This is a genomic window from Paenibacillus pasadenensis, from assembly GCF_002864175.1.
GTDB classification, from domain to species: Bacteria; Bacillota; Bacilli; order Paenibacillales; family Paenibacillaceae; genus Paenibacillus_O; species Paenibacillus_O pasadenensis.
This window is the reverse complement of sequence record NZ_NFEZ01000001.1, coordinates 214939-232906: the sequence shown is the minus strand read 5'-3', so window position 1 is coordinate 232906 and position 17968 is coordinate 214939. Positions and strand designations below refer to the sequence as shown.

Annotated in this window: 18 protein-coding genes; 5 read left to right on the top strand and 13 right to left on the bottom strand. The window is 52.7% G+C overall.

Annotated features, from left to right (window positions below; translation table 11 throughout):
- The 3 genes from B8V81_RS25565 to B8V81_RS01130 all read right to left on the bottom strand — a co-directional run bounded on the left by B8V81_RS25565 (position 1) and on the right by B8V81_RS01130 (position 1692).
- Positions 1 to 423: a GyrI-like domain-containing protein gene (locus B8V81_RS25565; protein WP_244912704.1), complete on the bottom strand. Its 423-nt coding sequence runs from the start codon at positions 421 to 423 to the stop codon at positions 1 to 3.
- Positions 348 to 896: a helix-turn-helix domain-containing protein gene (locus B8V81_RS25560; protein ID WP_244912688.1), complete on the bottom strand. Its 549-nt coding sequence runs from the start codon at positions 894 to 896 to the stop codon at positions 348 to 350. Before B8V81_RS25560 ends, B8V81_RS25565 begins: the two co-directional genes overlap by 76 nt.
- An 85-nt stretch (positions 897 to 981) precedes the next feature.
- Entirely contained in the window at positions 982 to 1692 is a 711-nt protein-coding gene (locus tag B8V81_RS01130) for a TetR/AcrR family transcriptional regulator (RefSeq protein WP_101807485.1), read from the bottom strand.
- A 141-nt stretch (positions 1693 to 1833) separates the two neighbouring features.
- Here B8V81_RS01130 and B8V81_RS01125 point away from each other — a divergent pair, with 141 nt between their 5' ends.
- A complete protein-coding gene (locus B8V81_RS01125) occupies positions 1834 to 3189 on the top strand; it encodes an MATE family efflux transporter (protein ID WP_101807484.1) in 1356 nt (451 codons plus the stop codon).
- Positions 3190 to 3262: 73 nt separating this feature from the next.
- Here the strand turns inward: B8V81_RS01125 and B8V81_RS01120 are convergent, their stop codons facing one another.
- From B8V81_RS01120 to B8V81_RS01110, 3 genes are all read right to left on the bottom strand, one after another.
- A complete protein-coding gene (locus B8V81_RS01120) occupies positions 3263 to 3862 on the bottom strand; it encodes a TetR/AcrR family transcriptional regulator (protein WP_101807483.1) in 600 nt (199 codons plus the stop codon).
- Between the two features lie 15 nt (positions 3863 to 3877).
- The gene (locus tag B8V81_RS01115) at positions 3878 to 4309 is read right to left on the bottom strand and encodes a VOC family protein (protein WP_101807482.1); all 432 of its coding nucleotides are present in this window, start codon (positions 4307 to 4309) and stop codon (positions 3878 to 3880) included.
- Positions 4310 to 4421: 112 nt separating this feature from the next.
- Positions 4422 to 4835 (bottom strand): GNAT family N-acetyltransferase, encoded by a 414-nt coding sequence (locus B8V81_RS01110; protein ID WP_101807481.1) that lies wholly within the window; start codon positions 4833 to 4835, stop codon positions 4422 to 4424.
- A 248-nt stretch (positions 4836 to 5083) separates the two neighbouring features.
- Between B8V81_RS01110 and B8V81_RS01105 the strand changes: the two genes are divergently transcribed.
- Entirely contained in the window at positions 5084 to 5425 is a 342-nt protein-coding gene (locus B8V81_RS01105; protein WP_244912687.1) for a cupin domain-containing protein, read from the top strand.
- Positions 5426 to 5463: 38 nt separating this feature from the next.
- On the opposite strand, the gene B8V81_RS26105 is transcribed toward B8V81_RS01105, so the two are convergent.
- Positions 5464 to 6258 carry an Rrf2 family transcriptional regulator gene (locus B8V81_RS26105; RefSeq protein WP_342352560.1) on the bottom strand — a complete coding sequence of 265 codons (795 nt, stop codon included), beginning with the start codon at positions 6256 to 6258 and terminating at the stop codon, positions 5464 to 5466.
- Between the two features lie 49 nt (positions 6259 to 6307).
- A complete protein-coding gene (locus B8V81_RS01090; protein WP_101807477.1) occupies positions 6308 to 7345 on the bottom strand; it encodes an aldo/keto reductase in 1038 nt (345 codons plus the stop codon).
- 114 nt (positions 7346 to 7459) lie between these two features.
- Here B8V81_RS01090 and sigZ point away from each other — a divergent pair, with 114 nt between their 5' ends.
- A complete protein-coding gene (sigZ, locus tag B8V81_RS01085; RefSeq protein ID WP_180968346.1) occupies positions 7460 to 8020 on the top strand; it encodes an RNA polymerase sigma factor SigZ in 561 nt (186 codons plus the stop codon).
- 103 nt (positions 8021 to 8123) lie between these two features.
- Here the strand turns inward: sigZ and B8V81_RS01080 are convergent, their stop codons facing one another.
- Entirely contained in the window at positions 8124 to 8891 is a 768-nt protein-coding gene (locus B8V81_RS01080) for a YheC/YheD family protein (RefSeq protein ID WP_101807475.1), read from the bottom strand.
- Positions 8892 to 9082: 191 nt separating this feature from the next.
- Complete coding sequence (locus tag B8V81_RS01075) at positions 9083 to 9715, bottom strand: CGNR zinc finger domain-containing protein (RefSeq protein ID WP_101807474.1); 633 nt, start codon at positions 9713 to 9715, stop codon at positions 9083 to 9085.
- A gap of 91 nt (positions 9716 to 9806) precedes the next feature.
- On the opposite strand from B8V81_RS01075, the gene B8V81_RS01070 reads away from it, so the two are divergent.
- On the top strand, positions 9807 to 11405 hold the full coding sequence (locus B8V81_RS01070) for an MFS transporter (RefSeq protein WP_101807473.1): 1599 nt from the start codon (positions 9807 to 9809) through the stop codon (positions 11403 to 11405).
- An 18-nt stretch (positions 11406 to 11423) separates the two neighbouring features.
- On the top strand, positions 11424 to 12902 hold the full coding sequence (locus B8V81_RS01065; RefSeq protein WP_101807472.1) for a carboxylesterase/lipase family protein: 1479 nt from the start codon (positions 11424 to 11426) through the stop codon (positions 12900 to 12902).
- 278 nt (positions 12903 to 13180) lie between these two features.
- Here the strand turns inward: B8V81_RS01065 and B8V81_RS24650 are convergent, their stop codons facing one another.
- From B8V81_RS24650 to B8V81_RS01055, 3 genes are all read right to left on the bottom strand, one after another.
- Positions 13181 to 14344 (bottom strand): DUF6575 domain-containing protein, encoded by a 1164-nt coding sequence (locus tag B8V81_RS24650; RefSeq protein ID WP_342352558.1) that lies wholly within the window; start codon positions 14342 to 14344, stop codon positions 13181 to 13183.
- Between the two features lie 16 nt (positions 14345 to 14360).
- Positions 14361 to 14753, bottom strand: coding sequence for a hypothetical protein (locus B8V81_RS01060; RefSeq protein ID WP_146000429.1), 393 nt, complete (start codon positions 14751 to 14753; stop codon positions 14361 to 14363).
- A gap of 156 nt (positions 14754 to 14909) precedes the next feature.
- Positions 14910 to 17963, bottom strand: a complete 3054-nt coding sequence (locus tag B8V81_RS01055) for a type III restriction-modification system endonuclease (protein WP_101807470.1) — start codon at positions 17961 to 17963, stop codon at positions 14910 to 14912.
- Between the last annotated feature and the right edge of the window lie 5 nt (positions 17964 to 17968).

The window sequence follows — 17968 nt, the reverse complement described above, 5'->3', positions numbered from 1 at the left end:
TTATACTCCGCATGTCCCGCTGCGCCTGCGGACCGGAATCCAGACCTCGCATGCGGATTCGGTGCGGCTCTCATCCGTCCAGGCGTACTTCTCCACGCACGGTCCCTCGACTTGCTCAAACTGCGTGGACGGGAACCACTCCGAGTAGACGCGCCTCCAGACATTCAGGATCTCCAATCCGATCTCTCCCTCCCCCTCCATCGGCTCCCGGCTTTCAAAGACCGCATACGTCTGAGCCGGAAGAGGAAGGATCGCCAGCCCCTCAGGAGCGGCCGCTCCTGCCGGCGCCTCGGCTCCCATCAGGTAGCGCCTGCTCCCATCCTCGCGAAAGTCGAAGTGATAGCCGTTCAACAGCGATCCCGCCGGCCTGCCGGCGGCCTCGTTGATGGCATCATGCGTGCCGTCCCTCCAGATCGTCTCCACAAATGCCGGAATGTCCACGAACGGATCTCCCTCAGCACGATTTCCTTTCCGATGACGGTTGCAGCCGCATCCTCCGCAAGGCGATAGTTCATCTCGCTCTTCCCTTTGATCTGGATTTGAAAGGAGATTCGAGGATAAGCTTTGAGCTTCACATTCCTATGCCGGGCCGCAGACGGCGTCACGCCGTGAAGCCGCTGGAAGGCTTTGGCGAACGCCTCCGGACTCTCATATCCGTAGCCCAGGGCGATATCGACGACCTTCCGGTCCGTTCCGGCCAGCTCTTCCGCGGCGAGCGTAAGCCGGCGATTGCGCACATATTCCGAGATCGTAAAGCCCGTCACGGCATGGAACATCCGCTGGAAATGGTACTTCGAGGACAGCGCCGCCCTCGAGATGCCGTCGATATCCATCGGCTCATGCAGATGGTCCTCCACATAATCGATCGCCAGCCGCAGCATTCGAAGCGACTCCATCCGCTCTCCTCTCCTTTCTGCTATCAGAGTAAAGGAAACGCTCCCCCGCTGCCTGTGCAGACGTGCTTCATCCTGTCGTTCGGCCTCAGCCGCCGGCGCCCTTATCGGGCTGCTCAGCGTAGCAATGGCTTTCAATGATTTGTTCGATCCCCAGCACAATCAGCCTGACCCCGAACTCGAACGCGCGGTCGGTCCCCATCAGCTCGAACAGCCCGTTCGTGAACATCCGTCGGAACAGTCCCGCTTCCGCATCGTTCATGGAGTCGAGCAGGCGGACCATCTCGTCGCCCGGAGCGGCTCCCTTGTCCTTCGAGATGGCGGAGACGTTGCGCTCATGCTGATAGTCGTCCAGGACGAAGTAGAAGACGTAGTTCACCAGCGTCGTGACGACCTGCATCTTCTGCTCCTGCTCCAGCGGCGTCTCTTCCACGCAGAGCAGCATGCGGTTGGTGAATCGGATGATGTCCGGCTCGTGAGGCAGCGTCATCATCATGAGCTGCGTCGAGCAGGGATAGCGGCGGAGCACGCTGCGCACCGCGGCGGCCAGCCCCGTCAGCTGCTCCTTCCAGTCCCCGTCCGAGCGGAATTCCTCCAGGATCCGTATCGACACCTGATTGGCCAGGCGCTGATACAGATCCTGCTTGCTCTTGAAATGCCAGTAGAGCGAAGGCGCCTGGATGCCCAGCCGGTCGGCCAGCCGCCTCATGCTGAACTTCTCGATGCCTTCCTCGCCAAGAAGCTCCCACGAAGCCCCTAAGATCTTATCCTCCGATATCGAAGGCTGCTGCTTTTTCATCTGGCACCCGCCCTCTTATCTAACGGTGTAAGTTTATGCTTTACAGCTTCCTACCGCCATGATATCATCTAACACTGTAAGGCACAACCTAACGCCGTTAGATTGGCTTCAAAAAAATAATCTTAGAAAGCCGTGACCTGTATGGATGCAGAGAACCTTCATTTCTTTGAAAAAGCCCCGATCGCCAAAGCCGTCGCCCACTTCGCCGTGCCGATGATGCTCGGCACGTCGATGAGCGTCATCTATTCCATCTTGAACGCCTATTTCCTGGGCACGCTCCACGATACGGCCATGCTGACCGCGCTCGCGCTGACGCTGCCGCTGTTCGCCGCCATCATGGCGCTGGGCAACCTGATCGGGATGGGCAGCGGCACCTTCATCTCCCGCCTGCTCGGCGAGAAGAGCTACGACAAGGCCAAACATGTCTCGTCCTTCGCCTTTTACAGCAGCCTCGTCCTCGGTCTGATCGTCATGGCGGCCGGCCTTCCGCTGATCGACCCGATCGTCCGCAGCCTCGGGGCGACGCCGGATTCCTTCGGCTACACCAAGGACTACGTGACGGTCATGCTGATCGGCTCGCCGCTTGTCGTCCTGTTCTTCACGCTGGAGAACATCGTGCGCTCCGAGGGGGCGGCCGTCACCTCCATGGTCGGCATGATGCTGAGCGTGGCCGTCAACATCGCGCTCGATGCGATCGCCGTCTTCGCGCTCGACTGGGGCGTGGTCGGCGTCGCATGCGCCACGGTCGTCTCCAACGGGGTCGCGAGCGCGTTCTACGCTTATCACATCGGACGCAAGAGCCGCTTCCTGACCGTCTCCGCCCGATGGTTCAAGGCGAGCAAGGAGATTCTGGCCAACGTACTCAAAATCGGCGTTCCCGTCTTCATCATGAGCGTCTTCCTCGGGGCCATGTCGCTCATCTTGAACCATTATCTCGTGGAGTACGGCGACTCGGCCGTCGCCGCCTACGGGATCTCGTCGCGGCTGCTCCAATTTCCCGAGTTCATCCTGATGGGCTTGTGCGAGGGGGTCGTGCCGCTCATCGCCTTCTCTTTTGCCGCGGACAAAGGACGCATGAAGCAGACGATCGGCTTCACGATCAAGACGATCCTGGCGCTGGCCGCCTCGTTCGGCGTCATCGTCTATCTCGTCTCCGACCACTTGATCGGGCTGTTCACGAACGATCCGGGCTTGATCGAGATGGGCAGCTACATCCTGCATGTGACGTTCCTGTCCTTGTTCATTACCGGCCTGACCACGCTGTTCGTCGGGGTCTTCCAAGCGACCGCGCAAGGAACCGCAGCGTTTATTATGTCCGTGATCCATGGGATTACCCTGATTCCCGTGCTCTACTTCGCCGACCGGCTGCATGGCTTCCATGGCGTGGTCTGGTCGCTCGTCGTCGCGGACGCGGCCGCGTTCCTGGTCGGAGCGGCCATGCTGTACCTGCTACGCAAAAAGCTGCAGCCCGACCTGGACGGTCTCGTGCAGGGATGATCCGACAGGCTCCGCCGACCCGCCTCCGCTCCGACACCGTCGAGCCGCTTCAAGAAAGCCGATGACGGGGGCGCTATGCGCCCTCGTTTTCCTTTTTCAGCCCTTCCAGGAATAGAGCCAGCATCTTCATCGCTTCTTCCTGGGCATCGGGATCCACGGACGCGCCGGCAAGCCAAAGCGCAGTCTCGTTCAGGCCGCCCGAGATGAAGTGGACCAAAGCGTCGAGGGGCATGGGCCGAACATAGCCCTGCTCCTGCATCCGGCCGAGCTGCTCCCTCAGCAGCCGCATGGAATGATGGCGGTCCATCTCTCTCCATGCTTCCCAGCCCACGATCGCCGGGCCGTCGATCAGCAGGATGCGCCGGCTCCGCTCCTCGATCGCCGCCAGGACGAACGCGCGGCAGCCCAAGTAGAGCTGCTCCCCCATCTCCTCGCTTGCCGCCGCCTCGCTCTCCACCCTCTCCGCCACGTCTTGCTGGACGTCGGCGAGCACGGCCCGGAACAACTCCTTCTTGCTGCGAAAATGATGGTAGACCGCCCCGCGCGTCAGACCCGCCTCTTGCACGATCGACTCCAATGCCGCCTCCGCATAGCCGTATTCGGTAAAATGGCTCCGGGCGACCTCCATCAGCTTGCGGATCGTTTCCGCCGCGTCTTCCTTGCTTCTCTTCACATGCGCCCTCTTTCTTCAGTCGTTCCAGATTTTTTCGGAATAGTGCTCGCTGTATTCGCCCGAAGGCGGAATGACCGTGATGACATCGATCAAGACGCCATTGGGATCGACGGTCATGAAATGCCGCTGGCCGAACTCCTCGCTGCGGATCTCGAGCGCCAGCGGCAGCCGGGCTTCGCGGATAAGGCGATCGTATTCGGCATCGACATCTTCCACTTCGAAGTTCAGAATGAGTCCGTTCGTACGCGTCCGGCAGCTCTCGGGTATCGTGGGATGCGTCGCGTCAAGAATGGCCAGCTCGTACGAACCCTTCTCGCCCGACAGCTTCAAGCTGACATACCAGTCGGCCTCGAACACGTTCTGGAACCCGAAGTGCTCCTCGTAAAACGACGCCGTCGAACGAACTTGTTCCGTCAACAGGACCGGATAGAAACTGGATGCTTTCATGCCAAATGCCCCTTTCGGCTTGGAATGCTTTTACCTTAACATACATACAGCATGTATGTAAACGAGCTTTTTTCCAAATCCTCCGGTTGGCGCGGACCATCCATCGTCCGGCTTATCGCGCGCGGCGAACCATCGTCTCCTTCCGTTCAAAGCCATATTGCTCATAGAGTCCATGCGCGTCCAGGGTATTGAGATGGATCGACGTATGCCGAAGGCGGGGATGGGCGATCAGGACCGACATCATCCATTTGCCGAGCCCCTGCCCCCGATGCTCCGGGTCGACGATCACGTCGCACAGCCAGGAAAAGACCGCTCCGTCGGTCACGACGCGCATGAACGCGACTTGAACGCCGTCGGCTCCGTAAACCCCGAAGCACAGCGAATCCTTCCAGCTGTTCAAGACGGTCTCTTCCGACCGTTCCGCGGCCCAATAGCTGCCCTTCAGCCAGGCAAGGACCACGTCCGGCTGCAGCTCGTCGGTCCGGTCGCTCATTCGGTACGGCGGTTCGTGCTGAATCCATTCCATATACAGGCCTCCTCTTGGTTCCGATCGGGAATGAATTCAGTATAAGGGTTTCCATTGAAGCAGAGAACGGAATTATGAAGCAGGAGAAGGTGAAGGACGAGCGGAAGCAGCAGATCGACAGCGGGGCCCCTACGTCCTCGTCCGCTCCGCGAGCCGCCGGAAGGGCAGGCGGCCTGTTTCAGCGCCACGCCGTCATGGTGAAGGATCGCTATCGCTTGGATTCAACTCCTTGGAAAGGGTGAATGCAGATGAAAAAAACCGGCCAGCTTGAAAAAATCAACCTGCTTGAATTGACCAGAGGCCTGTCGGAATACAAGAACTGGATGGTCAGCGAAGTGAACGACCATGCGCTGCGGATAGCGGTCATGAACGGCCCGTTCCACTGGCATAAGCATGATGAAGGCGATGAGCTGTTCCTCGTGCTGGAAGGAGAGCTCTATATCGACCTGGAGGGCGAGACGGTGTGCCTGAAGCCAGGCGAGATGTTCACCGTTCCGCAAGGCGTCATGCACCGGACCTGGTCCAAGGAGAGGACGGTCAATCTATGCGTGGAGAAGACGGCTACCGTTACGAGCGGCTCGGATACATAGGCGAAGGGCCATCCTCTCGAGGATGGCCCTTCTAGCTGTTACTGCTTCACGATCTGCCAATTGACGCCGAACTTGTCTTCGATTTCCCCGTAATAGGATCCCCATGGCTGCCGTTCGAAAGGATACCTTTCGGTGCCGCCTTGGACCAGGCTCTCGAACGATCGGCGAGCCTCCGCTTCCTCGTCGAAGGTGAGCGCCAGCGAAAGGAAGCGTCCGCCCGGAGACGATCCGTGGGGAGAATCCGAAAGGAACAGGATATTTCCTCCGGCAACGGACAGCACCATATGCATCACTTTCTCCTGGCTCGATTCCGGCGTTCCGGGAACTTGCCCATACGTCATGGTGGAAAGGATCTCTCCTCCCAACGCTTGCGCATAAAAGGCAGCCTGCGTTCTTGCGTCTTCCGAATGAAGGTACGTGTTAAGTTTTGCGGTCATGTTCATCATCCTTCCCTTAGGGCAATTTGGGTTTCTATAAAGACGACGCGCCGAAGACATCGAAATCGACATGACCGCCAAAAAAGAAATGGATTCTCGGCTGCTTATTTTCACGCCGGCGGCTCGGCGGCATGGGCGTGAAGGAGAGACCATCAGGTCCGCAACCGTCGCATGGCCAAGCTGACGCTGCACCGCGTCCTCGGTCTCGCTGTAGATCTCGTTCAAAGCGGGCTGGATTCCCCGGCCGACCAGACATCTCGGGTTGGGATCGCTTTGATGCAGCTCGAAGAGCGGCGCCGGCACGACCGCTTCGTATACGTCATTCAACGTGATAGCAGCAGCTTCGCGGGCCAGCTTCCAGCCGGCGCCGGTTCCTCCAAGTTGGTTGCATCGAATGGAAATGTCAAAGGGGCTTTTCCTTTGTCAGGAAAAGCCCCCGGGTAGATCATCCCGGACCGCCAGAGCCGGGATGCTTCCTCACGATCGAATCATCGCCCTCCAGAAACGGCCAAGCCGGGTACTCGATCGGCAGGCGGCTGACCTCATCCAGCCGGAGCCGCTCGTCGCTTGTTAGCATCATGCCGCTCGCCGCCAGGTTTTCCTGCAGCTGATCGGGACGTTTCGCGCCGATGACGACACACGTTACGGCGGCCTGGTTCAGCACCCAGGCAAGCGCGATTCGGGCCACCGTCGTCTCGCGTGCGGCCGCGATCTCTTGAAGCGTGTCGATGATCGCGTAGGCTTTATCCTTGTCGACCGGAGGAAAGGAAATGGTCGCGTGCCGGTCCTCGGTGTCCCCTTGGCGATCGCGGGTGTATTTACCGGACAGGAAGCCCCCGGAAAGCGGGCTCCAGACGATCAAGCCCATGTTCTGATCTTGAAGCGCCGGAATGATTTCCCGTTCGATCTCGCGCGCGGCGAGAGAGTAGTACGCTTGGCTGCTCTTGAACGCGTGAAGTCCGTGCAGCTGCGAGAGGCCCCGCGTTTTCAGGATGCTCCATCCGGTCATGTTCGAATGGCCGATGTAGCGGACCTTCCCGCTCCGAACGAGATCGTCGAGAGCCCGCAGCGTTTCTTCCCAGTCTGTCACCTGATCGGGGTTATGGACTTGATACAGATCGATGTAGTCCGTTCCGAGCCTCTTCAAGCTGGCTTCGACTTGCTGGATGAGATGCAATCGAGATAGGCCGAGCTCGTTCGGGCCGGGTCCCGTGCGTCCCCTCACCTTCGTCGCGATCAGAGCTTGATGCCGCTTGCTCTTCAGCGCCTTGCCGAGAATTTCTTCCGATCGGCCGTCCGAGTAGATGTTGGCCGTATCAAAAAAGTTGACGCCGGCATCCATCGCCTGATCGACGAGAAGCCCCGCTTCCTTTTCGCCCAGTCCGCCGAAAACGCCCCATTTTTCGCCGCTCCCGAAGGTCATGGTTCCGAGTCCGATCTCCGATACCAGCACTCCCGTCTGGCCAAGCAAGTTGTAGTTCATCGTCTTTACTCCCTCCAATGATTTGGCATATAGTAACGGAGACGAAGCCGAATCGGAATGGACGCAAGATCGAGGAACTTTTTTTGAATTTTTTATGGTTGGGGGGGCCGCGCCGTGAAGGTAGAGCAGTTATGGGAGGAATACCACGAGGCCGTCCGGAAGTTCGTTCTGCACAAGACGAACCGCCATCCGGATGCCGATGATATCGTGCAGATGACGTTCATGAAGGCTTATGAAGGGCTGGCCCGTCTTCAGGACGAGGAAAAACGACGCGCGTGGATCTATCAAATCGCCAGAAACAGCATCGTTGATCATTTTCGGAAAACGAAGAGGGCGGATGCCCTTCCGGAGCAGGTGGCGATGGCCGAGGAAGAACCCGCCGCAGCTTGCAATTCGGAGGCCGCGGAAGGGATGATGAGCATCCTCGCTCGTCTTCCGGATAAATATCGGGAGGCGCTTGAGCTCTCCGAGCTTCAGGGCATGTCTCAGAAGCAGTTGAGCGAACAGCTGCATCTTTCCTATTCGGGAGCGAAATCCCGCGTGCAGCGCGGCCGCGAGCTGGTCAGAGAAATGATGACAAGCTGCCGCGCGATCGAAGCGGATCCGTACGGAAATATCATCGAATACGCCGTCATTCACGAGGAGCCGAAACCAAAAAGGAAGCCCAGACCATGACCTTTCCCGCGGGGAGCCGCTGGACCGCTTCTAAACGGCAAAAGGACGAGAAGAACGCTCGGCGCTCCTCTCGTCCTTTCGCGTTCACCCCCTGCTCTGCCGCTCACTTCGTTCTTCCGTATCCCGCGCCGTAACGAACCACGGTTTTGTACAAACTTTTATCGGGCAGCGTTTTCAACCCGTAAAAGTTGGGCCGGGTGTTGACCTCCAGAATCCATAGCCGCCCCTTGCGGTCGAGCGCCACATCCAGTCCGAGCTCCTTGAAGCGCCGGTTCTTGCCTTCGAAGCATCGGGCTGTCTTCAGGCCCAGCGACTTCAATCTCCGCATATAATCCTCGATCTGCGCCGTCGTGTAGCCTGCCTGGCGAAGCGTCGGCTTTGCAAGAGTCAGCTTTCCTCCTTGATGATAATTCGTGACGACCTTGTTCTTGAGTCCAAGCTTGACGAATACGGCGGTGGCGACCCATTTCCCCTGCTTCGTCTTCTGGACCATCGTCCGCAAGTCGAAGGGCCTGCCGCCGGAGGTTTTCAGGTAGATGCCCTTCTGAAGAAGGTAGCTTCTGCCGCGGGCGGTCTTTTTCAATTCGCGGAAAAGATCTTCGATCGAACGGACGGATACCGTTCTCGTCTTGATCTTCAACCGGAACGTCTTGGAGGGAGCCCTCTCGATCCGCGCGATTCCGTTTCCGCCGGTTCCGGTCGTGGGTTTGAAGTACACCCTTTCATACCGGCCGGTCATCTGGACAAGCGAGGATCGGGCAAAAAGCTTCGTTTCCGGAACAAACGGCTTCAAGTCCCGGCTGGACTGCAGCCATTTTGTCTTTATCCATTTATTGTTCAGGGAGATGCTCCCGCTGCCTTTTCCGCCCATCCCATCATCTCCTTTGCATTGCGGCTCAGGATAATGTACATCCCTTTCCAGAGAAAGGTCACGGCAGATGCACCCGTTCGGAGGATTTAGACTCTGGACTCTCAAGGATCGCTACTTGCCGCGCCGTTCCGCTTCACCTTGCCGATATAGGCCTCCCTCATCCTCCTTAGGTTGGCCTTCTTGCTGCTTGTTCAGCTTTCAGTGCGTCGACGTTTGCGGAAGGCCGCCACGCTCTCACGATGAGCGCATGCTTCGGAACAGTAGCGCTTGGACTTGTTCTTGGATGTATCAATAAAGGCTTTCTGACAGGGTGCAGAGGCACAGATTCCGAATCTCTCGGTTCCAAACTCAATCAAGACAAAGACAAGCCCCATGGTTGTCGTCGTAGCCAGCCAATGAGCGCATCCATCCTCCTCCGATTCAAAATGCAGATGGTAGGGCCCATGCAGCCAGCTTATTCTTGGCGTCGCCCCGCTAATACGGAGTTGCTCATTCAAAAGCGCCGCTGCATCCTGCGCCTTCTGCTCTCTTGCCAGCTCGAACACGGTCCGCAAAGATTTTCTCAGCGATCGGACGATCTCAATATCCTCCGAACGAACAGGCCACGATTGAATGGTATCCCGATGAACAGCGATAGCGGCATCCCAATCAAACCCTTCCTTTTTCCCAGCGGCCGAATCCAGAACATGGTTCTCGCTCTCGACGAGAAATTGCTTCAATTCTTCAGGCGTAGCCAAGCTGTCGGTCCCCTTAACGGGACAAAGCGTATTGATGAGGTCAACCGCAAGACCTACGGAGAGCGATTGGTAATAGGTAAAATTCATTTGACATGTCACTCCCTGGTAATTACAATCGTTACATGCAATATGATTTTAACATGTTACAACACGCGGTGAAAAGGAGGTCTGGGAAGGAATGGTTATGTCGTTAACGGAGGTTGCGGAGAAGATCCCGGAAAGGAGATGGTGGGCGCTCGGTGCTGTTTGCCTTGGACTATTCATGGCCCTGCTAGATGTTACGATAGTAAACGTCGCTTTGCCGGCCATTAGCAGCGATCTTCAAACAAATTTCTCAGGCTTGGAATGGATTGTCAACGCTTATACGTTAGTGTTTGCTGTGGTGCTGGTTCCTGCAAGCCGATTGGGCGATATTTTCGGACGAAAGACGCTCTTTATGTTGGGGATAGCCGTATTTACAATCGGCTCTCTGTTATGCGGATTGTCCGGCGGTATCGCGATGCTGAATATGTCTAGAGGCATTCAAGGACTCGGCGCATCCGCAATGATGCCTTTATCGCTCGCGATCATCTCGGCGACGTTCAGCGGCAAACAGCGGGGAATCGCAATCGGGGTATGGGGCGGTGTCAGCGGATTAGCCACGGGAATCGGCCCGGTAATCGGAGGGCTTCTAGTTAAGCATATCGGATGGCAATCTATTTTCTATCTGAATATTCCCGTCGGCATCGTTGCTATATCGCTGTCTTTATGGGCGATCAAGCAATCCAAGGACGAGTCTGCCGCGCGCAATATCGATCTATTCGGGTTCATTGCCTTCACCGTCTTCATGTTCTGCCTCATATACGGGTTGATTCAAGTTAACCAAGAAGGCAACGATTGGACCTCGCCGCACGTTTGGCAACTGCTCGGCCTATCTCTCCTTGCCCTAGTCGTATTCATCGCAGGCGAGCTTCGAATCAAACACCCCATGGTAGATCCCCGTCTATTCAGGATTCCCAGCTTTACGGGCTCAGCGATTGCCGCCTTCTGTCTAAGCGCTGGGATGTACGCATTGCTATTCAATCTCACGATCTACTTGCAAGGCTTCCTCGGATTGGATGCGATGGAGTCAGGCGTCAGGCTTATCGCATTCACCGCGATGGCTCTGCTATTCGGCCCTCTGGCCGGTGCATTGATGGGGAAAATAGGTTCAAAACGGCTTATCGTCGCTTCCATGGTTTTGCTGACAATCGGGGTTTACTCCATGACTCATCTCTCCCATCATAACGCCCCCTCGGAATGGGTAGTCCTGCTACCCGGATTCATTATCGCCGGAATAGGAAGCGGATTAATTAATCCGCCCATCTCCAACCTGGCGGTCGAAGCCGTGCCGGTTCAACGAGTGGGCATGGCGTCCGGAATGAACAGTGTGGCTCGCCAGATGGGGAGCGCATTCGGGATTGCTCTCTTCGGAGCTATCCTATCCAGCCGTTACAACTCACTGGTTACGGATAGAGTGCAGTCGTTGCAAGACAACCAACTTACTGGATCAGCGAGGGAGCAAGTGATCCAAGCAATCGAGTCGGCGGGTCCCATGGCAGGCAGCAACGGTCTGGCGGGAATAGAGTATGAAGCCATATTCCACAATGATCCTCTTCTTGACACCTACCGTCAGATCGCTCGCGCATCCTTCGTTGATGGAACGATTGACATTATACGGATCGCTTCCGTGATTCTGGCTGTCGGCACGGTGCTCTGTCTGGTTCTGATTCGCAAGAATAGTTCGATCCCATCCTAGTAGAAGGAGTTGATAGCTATGAAAATCGATTCGCCCATTGTAGAAACTTCTCTCGGCTCGCTTCAGGGCATTCGGAGGAACGGCGTCATTCAGTTTCGCGGGGTTCCTTATGCCGAACCGCCGATTGGGGAATATCGATTCGCCCCAGCGCGCCCTGCTGCCGCTTGGACGGGAATTCGAGATGCAAGCGCCCATGGCGTCATTGCACCACAACCTCCTTCGTCATTGCGTCGGATTAGCGGAGATTCTACTGAATTGCCGCAGGGGGAAGATTGCTTATCCCTTACGATCACCTCGCCTGGCATTAATGAAGAAAAACGGCCTGTAGTCGTTTGGCTCCATGGCGGACACTATATGACTGGCTCCGGGTCGCTGGACTGGTACGACGGGTCGACGCTCTCCAAGGAAGGAAACATCGTTACCGTAGGGGTGAATTACCGACTTGGAGCTCTTGGGTTTCTGCATTATCCCGGGGTCAGCGACGGAAAAATGGGGATTTACGATGTCGTAACCGCTCTAAAATGGGTTCAAGCTCATATTGAGTGTTTTGGCGGTGATCCCGATCAGGTCACGGTTATGGGGCAATCAGCAGGTGCGCATATCATTATGTGTCTATTGGCATTGCCGGATGTTCATGGTCTTTTCCAAAGAGCGATTCTACAGAGCCCCCCCGCTAGCCTCGCTCCGTTGTCGGAAGCCAAAGCGGCTGAGAATGGAAAGCGACTGCTGGATCTTCTGAATATTGATCAAAGCGACCCAAAAGAAATAATCGCCCAGCTGCGCGCCTTATCGCCGGTTCAAATCCTAAAGGCAACGGGACAGCTAGGTCAAGAAATCGCAAAATTCGGTCAAATCGTTCTGCCTTTTATGCCTGTATTCGATTCACTCTCTGCTGCCGAGCGTTTTATTGAGATGGCTGCCAAAGGTGCCAGCCAAGCGGGTATTGATCTCATTATCGGCACCAATAGAGAGGAAGCAAATGCCCTACTCTTGAATGCATCTGATCTCGATTCAGCTGTCGTGAAGGATCGCTTCAGGGTTGTGACCGGAAAAGAAGAAGCATTCGAGCAATACCGCATACGCCGCCCTGGCAGCACGCATATCGATCTGCTATCCGACTTGATTACCGATTATGCGATCCGGCTTCCTTCCCTGAAGTTGGCGGAAGCTGTTCATATGGCCGGTTCTCACGCTTGGGTTTATCAGCTTGATTGGGCGCCGCCCGAGTCTCCTTTTAAAGCCTGCCACGGGATAGAATTGCCTTTTACATTCGGAAATCTCGAAGCATGCAGCGAAGCCCCGATGTTCCAAGGGGCTGATCTGGAGGTTGTTGCCGATCTATCAGCTGCTGTCCGCAGCGCTTGGTTAGGGTTTATAATCGCGGGGAATCCCGGCGTCTCCCTCCCATGGCCATCTTACGAACTGGAACAGAGACAAACCATGCGATACGCCTCGGTAATTGGTGTCGTAGGCGATCCGGCCGGGCTGTCTCTATGAATAGAATATTTCTCTTTACTAGTACCTGTCTTGTGCTCAATCGCGAATCAAAGGCTTTGTACGAGAATAGTATGACTTATACAGGCCAACAGTCTTCATCAAGAAGGGTTTCCTTCGGGTAAGCAGCAGCGATTGGATTAAACGTAAAGCTCTATCGGTTTGTGGGCAAGAACCTTTCGCCCTACTTGTGGTACGGTTCACCGTATCTATTGATAGGGTAAACTAACTACAACACCCCCACTTCCTTCGGTTGGGAAATGGGGGTGCCTTTTTATTGATTACTCAAGTGTTATTAATGTGTAGGTAGTCTTTTCTTCTTCGGTGAATACATGAATCTCTGTCTTTTGTTCAACTAATGCTTTAACTTTAACAGGGACCACAAACTGTTGATCTCTCAAACTGTCACCAATAATGCCACTAATATGCTCATCGTCTTCTGCATGTAAATAAAACTTATTTGAATCAGTATTTACCCCAACCAATATACCTTTTACCTCAATTTGCTTTACTTCCGTTTTTGTTTCTTTGATAAGAATGTCTATTGCCTTTTTGATATTTCCAGAGTCGAGTAAAGCTTCCTTGTATTTCTGATTAGGAGATGCCCACTCAACTTTAATCCTTGTATCTTCATTATCTAACTTATTTAGTAATGTATAATATGACTTTATTGCTCTAATACTGAGTCCTTTGACAACTGTTCTAAACTTTTCTTCCTCAGGAGTTGCCTCAAATAGTTCCATTAGTTTTTCCAATGTACTAGACGCATCAGTATCACCAAAAAGCCCTTGTACTGTATCAGACTTCAAACGAACTCCAAAGGATGCTGCAAAAAAACCGCTTGCTTTCAACTTATTTGCGTTAATAATATCCCTTGCAACAGGCCCGCGGCTGCTTGTAGTGTTAGACCCTACATAGTAAGCCAAATTTTGTGTAGTAATCAGAACTTCACCTAATAGTTCTGCATCGATTTCGTTACTATGTTGGTCACTAACATTCAAGGATATATCGAGAACATCTCTTCCAGATCGAGTAGCCGTCATAGTTGTGTCCTCTCGAGGAGGAAGAGTTGGTGCTTGTTGATCTAGTTCTAAGAATGAATCGGGATCAGGTAGTTCTTCCTCAACGATACTACTCAATTCTCTATAATTGATCTCTACAGTATTATCCTGTCCTTTTGGTGTCCGGACTTCCAATACCAATTTATTTTCCGAATGAAGAATGCAGTCACGTAAAGAGACCTTCCCATTCAGAATAAGAAGGTACCTCGTTCCACTCACAGGCACATAAAACCATGTGTCGCTATTGGAATTTGTATCGATCCAATTGACCATGTATTTTTGTCCTGTTATGCTTTCACAAGCAAACACCTTGGGCCCGTCGAAATACTCGAATACGTTAATAATTTTAACGGCCCCAATAGGGAAAGGAAGAATATAATCCATAGAAACCATCCCTAACTTAGGAATTATCCTTAAAATACTTTTTTACATCAATCCCGTTATAGACCCACCAGTTAATATGGGATTTATGGTCTGGTTCTGAGACGACGCCTGTTTCACTAACTATTTGACCTTCAATTATATGGCCTCTATTCTTGAACAAAACAATCTTTTTCTTAGCCTTTTGAATCTGTTCTAGATCTGTAAACACCGAGATAGCACAGGCTTCACATTCTTTATCAGGCGGATAGCGGAGATTTGCCTCTTTATGACTATAAAAATCCTCATCCAGTGGAGGATTGTTTAATGATAATCTATAAACCGGGGCTACATCTTTTGACTTTGCACTTCCAGGAGGGCAAGACACCGGATAGTGGTCTCCCCAATTACCATTATTACCACCGTCGGACATAGTATCCTCTCCCATTTATACTTAACCAACAGAAATAAGATGACAAATACAAGAAACATTTTCCACCTAATCTTAACCTACGATAAGTTCATTCGTAAATAAAAAAATCGCCGCTCTCCACCAATAAGTCGGAGTACGGCGATAATTTATAGATATCTATCCCTTCACAATCTCCATTAGCTTCTCGTAGCTATTAACCACATCGTACTTCAGTTGATCAGAGTTGAGCTTTGCAAAATGCCTTCGTGCACATTCAATCTTCGCCTTCTCGACTTCACGCAGCTCCATAGAGTCTAACGAACCTTTCGTCTCGGCAATAAAGTATATATGCTTCACGTCGCCTTCTTTGAATACAATCGCCCAGTCTGGATTGTAGTCACCAACTGGAGTAGGGATGTAGAAGCCCCGCGGCAACTTAGCGTAAATGTGTACTTCATTGCTCGTATCCAGCTCTTTCGCAAAAGCCCGCTCGATCTTGGAATCCGTCACCACATAGTCGTAAATGTGCTTCTCAACCGCTATCGCGTTTTGTCCAAGCTGTCCCTTCAACGTGTTCTTCGTGAACACATCGGTATCGAACGTATCATTGATCACATCATACGTAATGGATTCAATGATCGTCGTCGCCTTCTGCTCATTGATCAGTCTGGACGCCCGAAGTATAAACTCCTCGGGATTCTTCTGGTATAGCATAAACTTCGCTTGCTTGATACCTTTCATAATGGCCACAATCGTTTTTCTGGTGAGCTTCGTTTCATCCATCAGTTTGCCGATCAAGTCGTATTTGATCTTCGACGCCGCAGCTTGATGAACATAATCCGCGTCCGTCTCTCGAATTACGAACGCTTCTCCCTGCTTCAATTGTTCACGGGATTCGATTTCATTCATTTCCCCATGCTTGATGGAATAACGAATTGAAGGTACCTCCAAGCTCATATCAATCGCCATGATGCTCTTCCGCACTAATTCTTCCGAGTCAAACTGAACCGTGTAAACCGATCTTTTATTGATCCGGCTCCACAACTCCTTGAATTCTTTCTTATGGAAGTTGCTGTTCACCGTGATATTCGGAACTGTATTCTTCCTGTCATCATTCGTCATGTCCGACTTGCCTTCAACGTAGATCGTTTTAACCAGTTCAATAAGCTGCTCTTGATGTGCATTCAACTCGTCGGGCAGTTTAATGGTTTGTTCTTCAACCGCTGCAAAATAAACATCCGTCAGATTATAGTCATCGTCGGTATAGCCGTTACGAATAAACGCGTTTTGCAGCTTGTTTGCGAGTCTCTCATCGATCTTCAATTGTTCGCCGCGGGCATTCACAAGGACTTTTTCCAAGAAGAAGTTATTATCTGCCTTGCGTGGGCGATCCGACAATGTCGCGGCAATCTCGCCCTGAAGTTGCTTGGCAAATTGCTCATAGGATTCACTTGCGACAACGGTTAGTGCATTGATCTCGTGAACGTCAATACCCGGAATACTGGAGTCGATCCGTTCGCCATATTTGTTCACGCAGAGCCGCAATCCACGACCAACTTCCTGCCGCTTCTTGATCGTGGAATCACTGTGCTTGAGCGTGCAAATCTGGAATACGTTCGGATTGTCCCAGCCTTCCTTCAACGCCGAGTGGGAGAAAATAAAACGCGTTGGTTCCTCAAAGCTGAGAAGTTGCTCCTTCTGTCGCATAATCAGGTCGTATGCATCCGCATCATCGGAGTCGGTTTCTCTGGCAGACACTTTGGAATCAACGAACCGATTGCTCTTTTTGTCGATCGAGAAATAACCTTTATGCGTATCCTTTACGCGAATCATATTCAAATATTGAACATACGGGTCATCCGCGAACAATGACAGTTGTTCGTTCAGGAGTTCCATGTACTCTTCCTCAAAGATATCCGCATAATCGCCGTTCCGTTCGTTGCCGTCTTTATCGTATTGTCGATACTTCGCAACTTCATCGATAAAGAAAAGCGAGAGCACTTTAATACCTTTATGAAACAGTACCCGCTCCTTCTCAAAGTGAGATTTCAGCGTCTCTCGAATCTGGATTCGCCGGAAATGAAGCTCGCTCACATCTCCTTGCACGTCTCCGGCGAACAGCGTAACACCATTAATAAAGCTGATACTGTTATTCTGACCGTTGATCTCGGATACCTTGTAACCTTTATACTGCTCCAAGTTCTCGGACAATTGATAGAGGTCATCGCCTGTGACGATCTTCTTGGATACTTTGGTTAATCCGGTTTTGGTTCGCTTTTCATACTCAAGCCGGGCTATTGGGGCATGCTTATTGCTGACATCAATGCCTTCGAGATAAACGTAGCTGTTCGTTCCGCTTGATCCTTTGACTGAGATGCCCTTCACACTGATCTTCTTGACCAGCTTCATGTTGTATGCGTCCAGAGCATCAAGGCGATAGATTTTGTTGTAGTCTTCCCGATGCGTTGCCGAATATCGCAGCGTAAACAATGCCTTGAAATCCTTCAATGCCTCTTTCGTCTTCTGACCTTCAACCGATTGCGGTTCGTCGATGATGAGTATAGGATTGGTGCTTGCAATTACATCAATGGGTTTACGGGATGCAAAGTCATCCAGCTCCATTGTAATTCTTCTTGCATCCTTACCCTTGGCATTAAAAGCTTGGGCGTTAATGATCATGACGTTGATTCCAGCGTCGCTGGCGAACTTCTCTATGTGATGCAACTGCTTCGAGTTATAAACAAAGTAACGTGCCTTCGATCCATACTCCGTCATGAAGTGGTCTTCGGTAATCTGAAATGTCTTCAGAACGCCTTCACGAATCGCGATAGAAGGGACGACGATAATGAATTTGCTCCAGCCGTACTTTTTGTACAACTCGAACATCGTTCGAATATACGTATAGGTCTTCCCTGTACCGGTTTCCATTTCAACCGTAAGATTGAATTTGCCTTCGAGCCGCTCCGATAGTTTTAACCCGTTCTGGCGTTGAACCGTTTGAATATTGCTCAGAACTTCCTGATCGACTAGCTTGATGGGATTGTTCTTAAATCCATATTCAGATTCGTTGCTTGTTGTTTGCTGAAAGAGATCACCGATTTCTACACTCTTTTGCCGCCGACCTTTATCAAGCGTAAACCGAGACGATTCGTTAGGTTGTCCTTGAAATACGTCAACAATGCTCTTTACCGCATCCAATTGGAACTGCTGGTGTTTGAATTTGATTTTCATCGCTG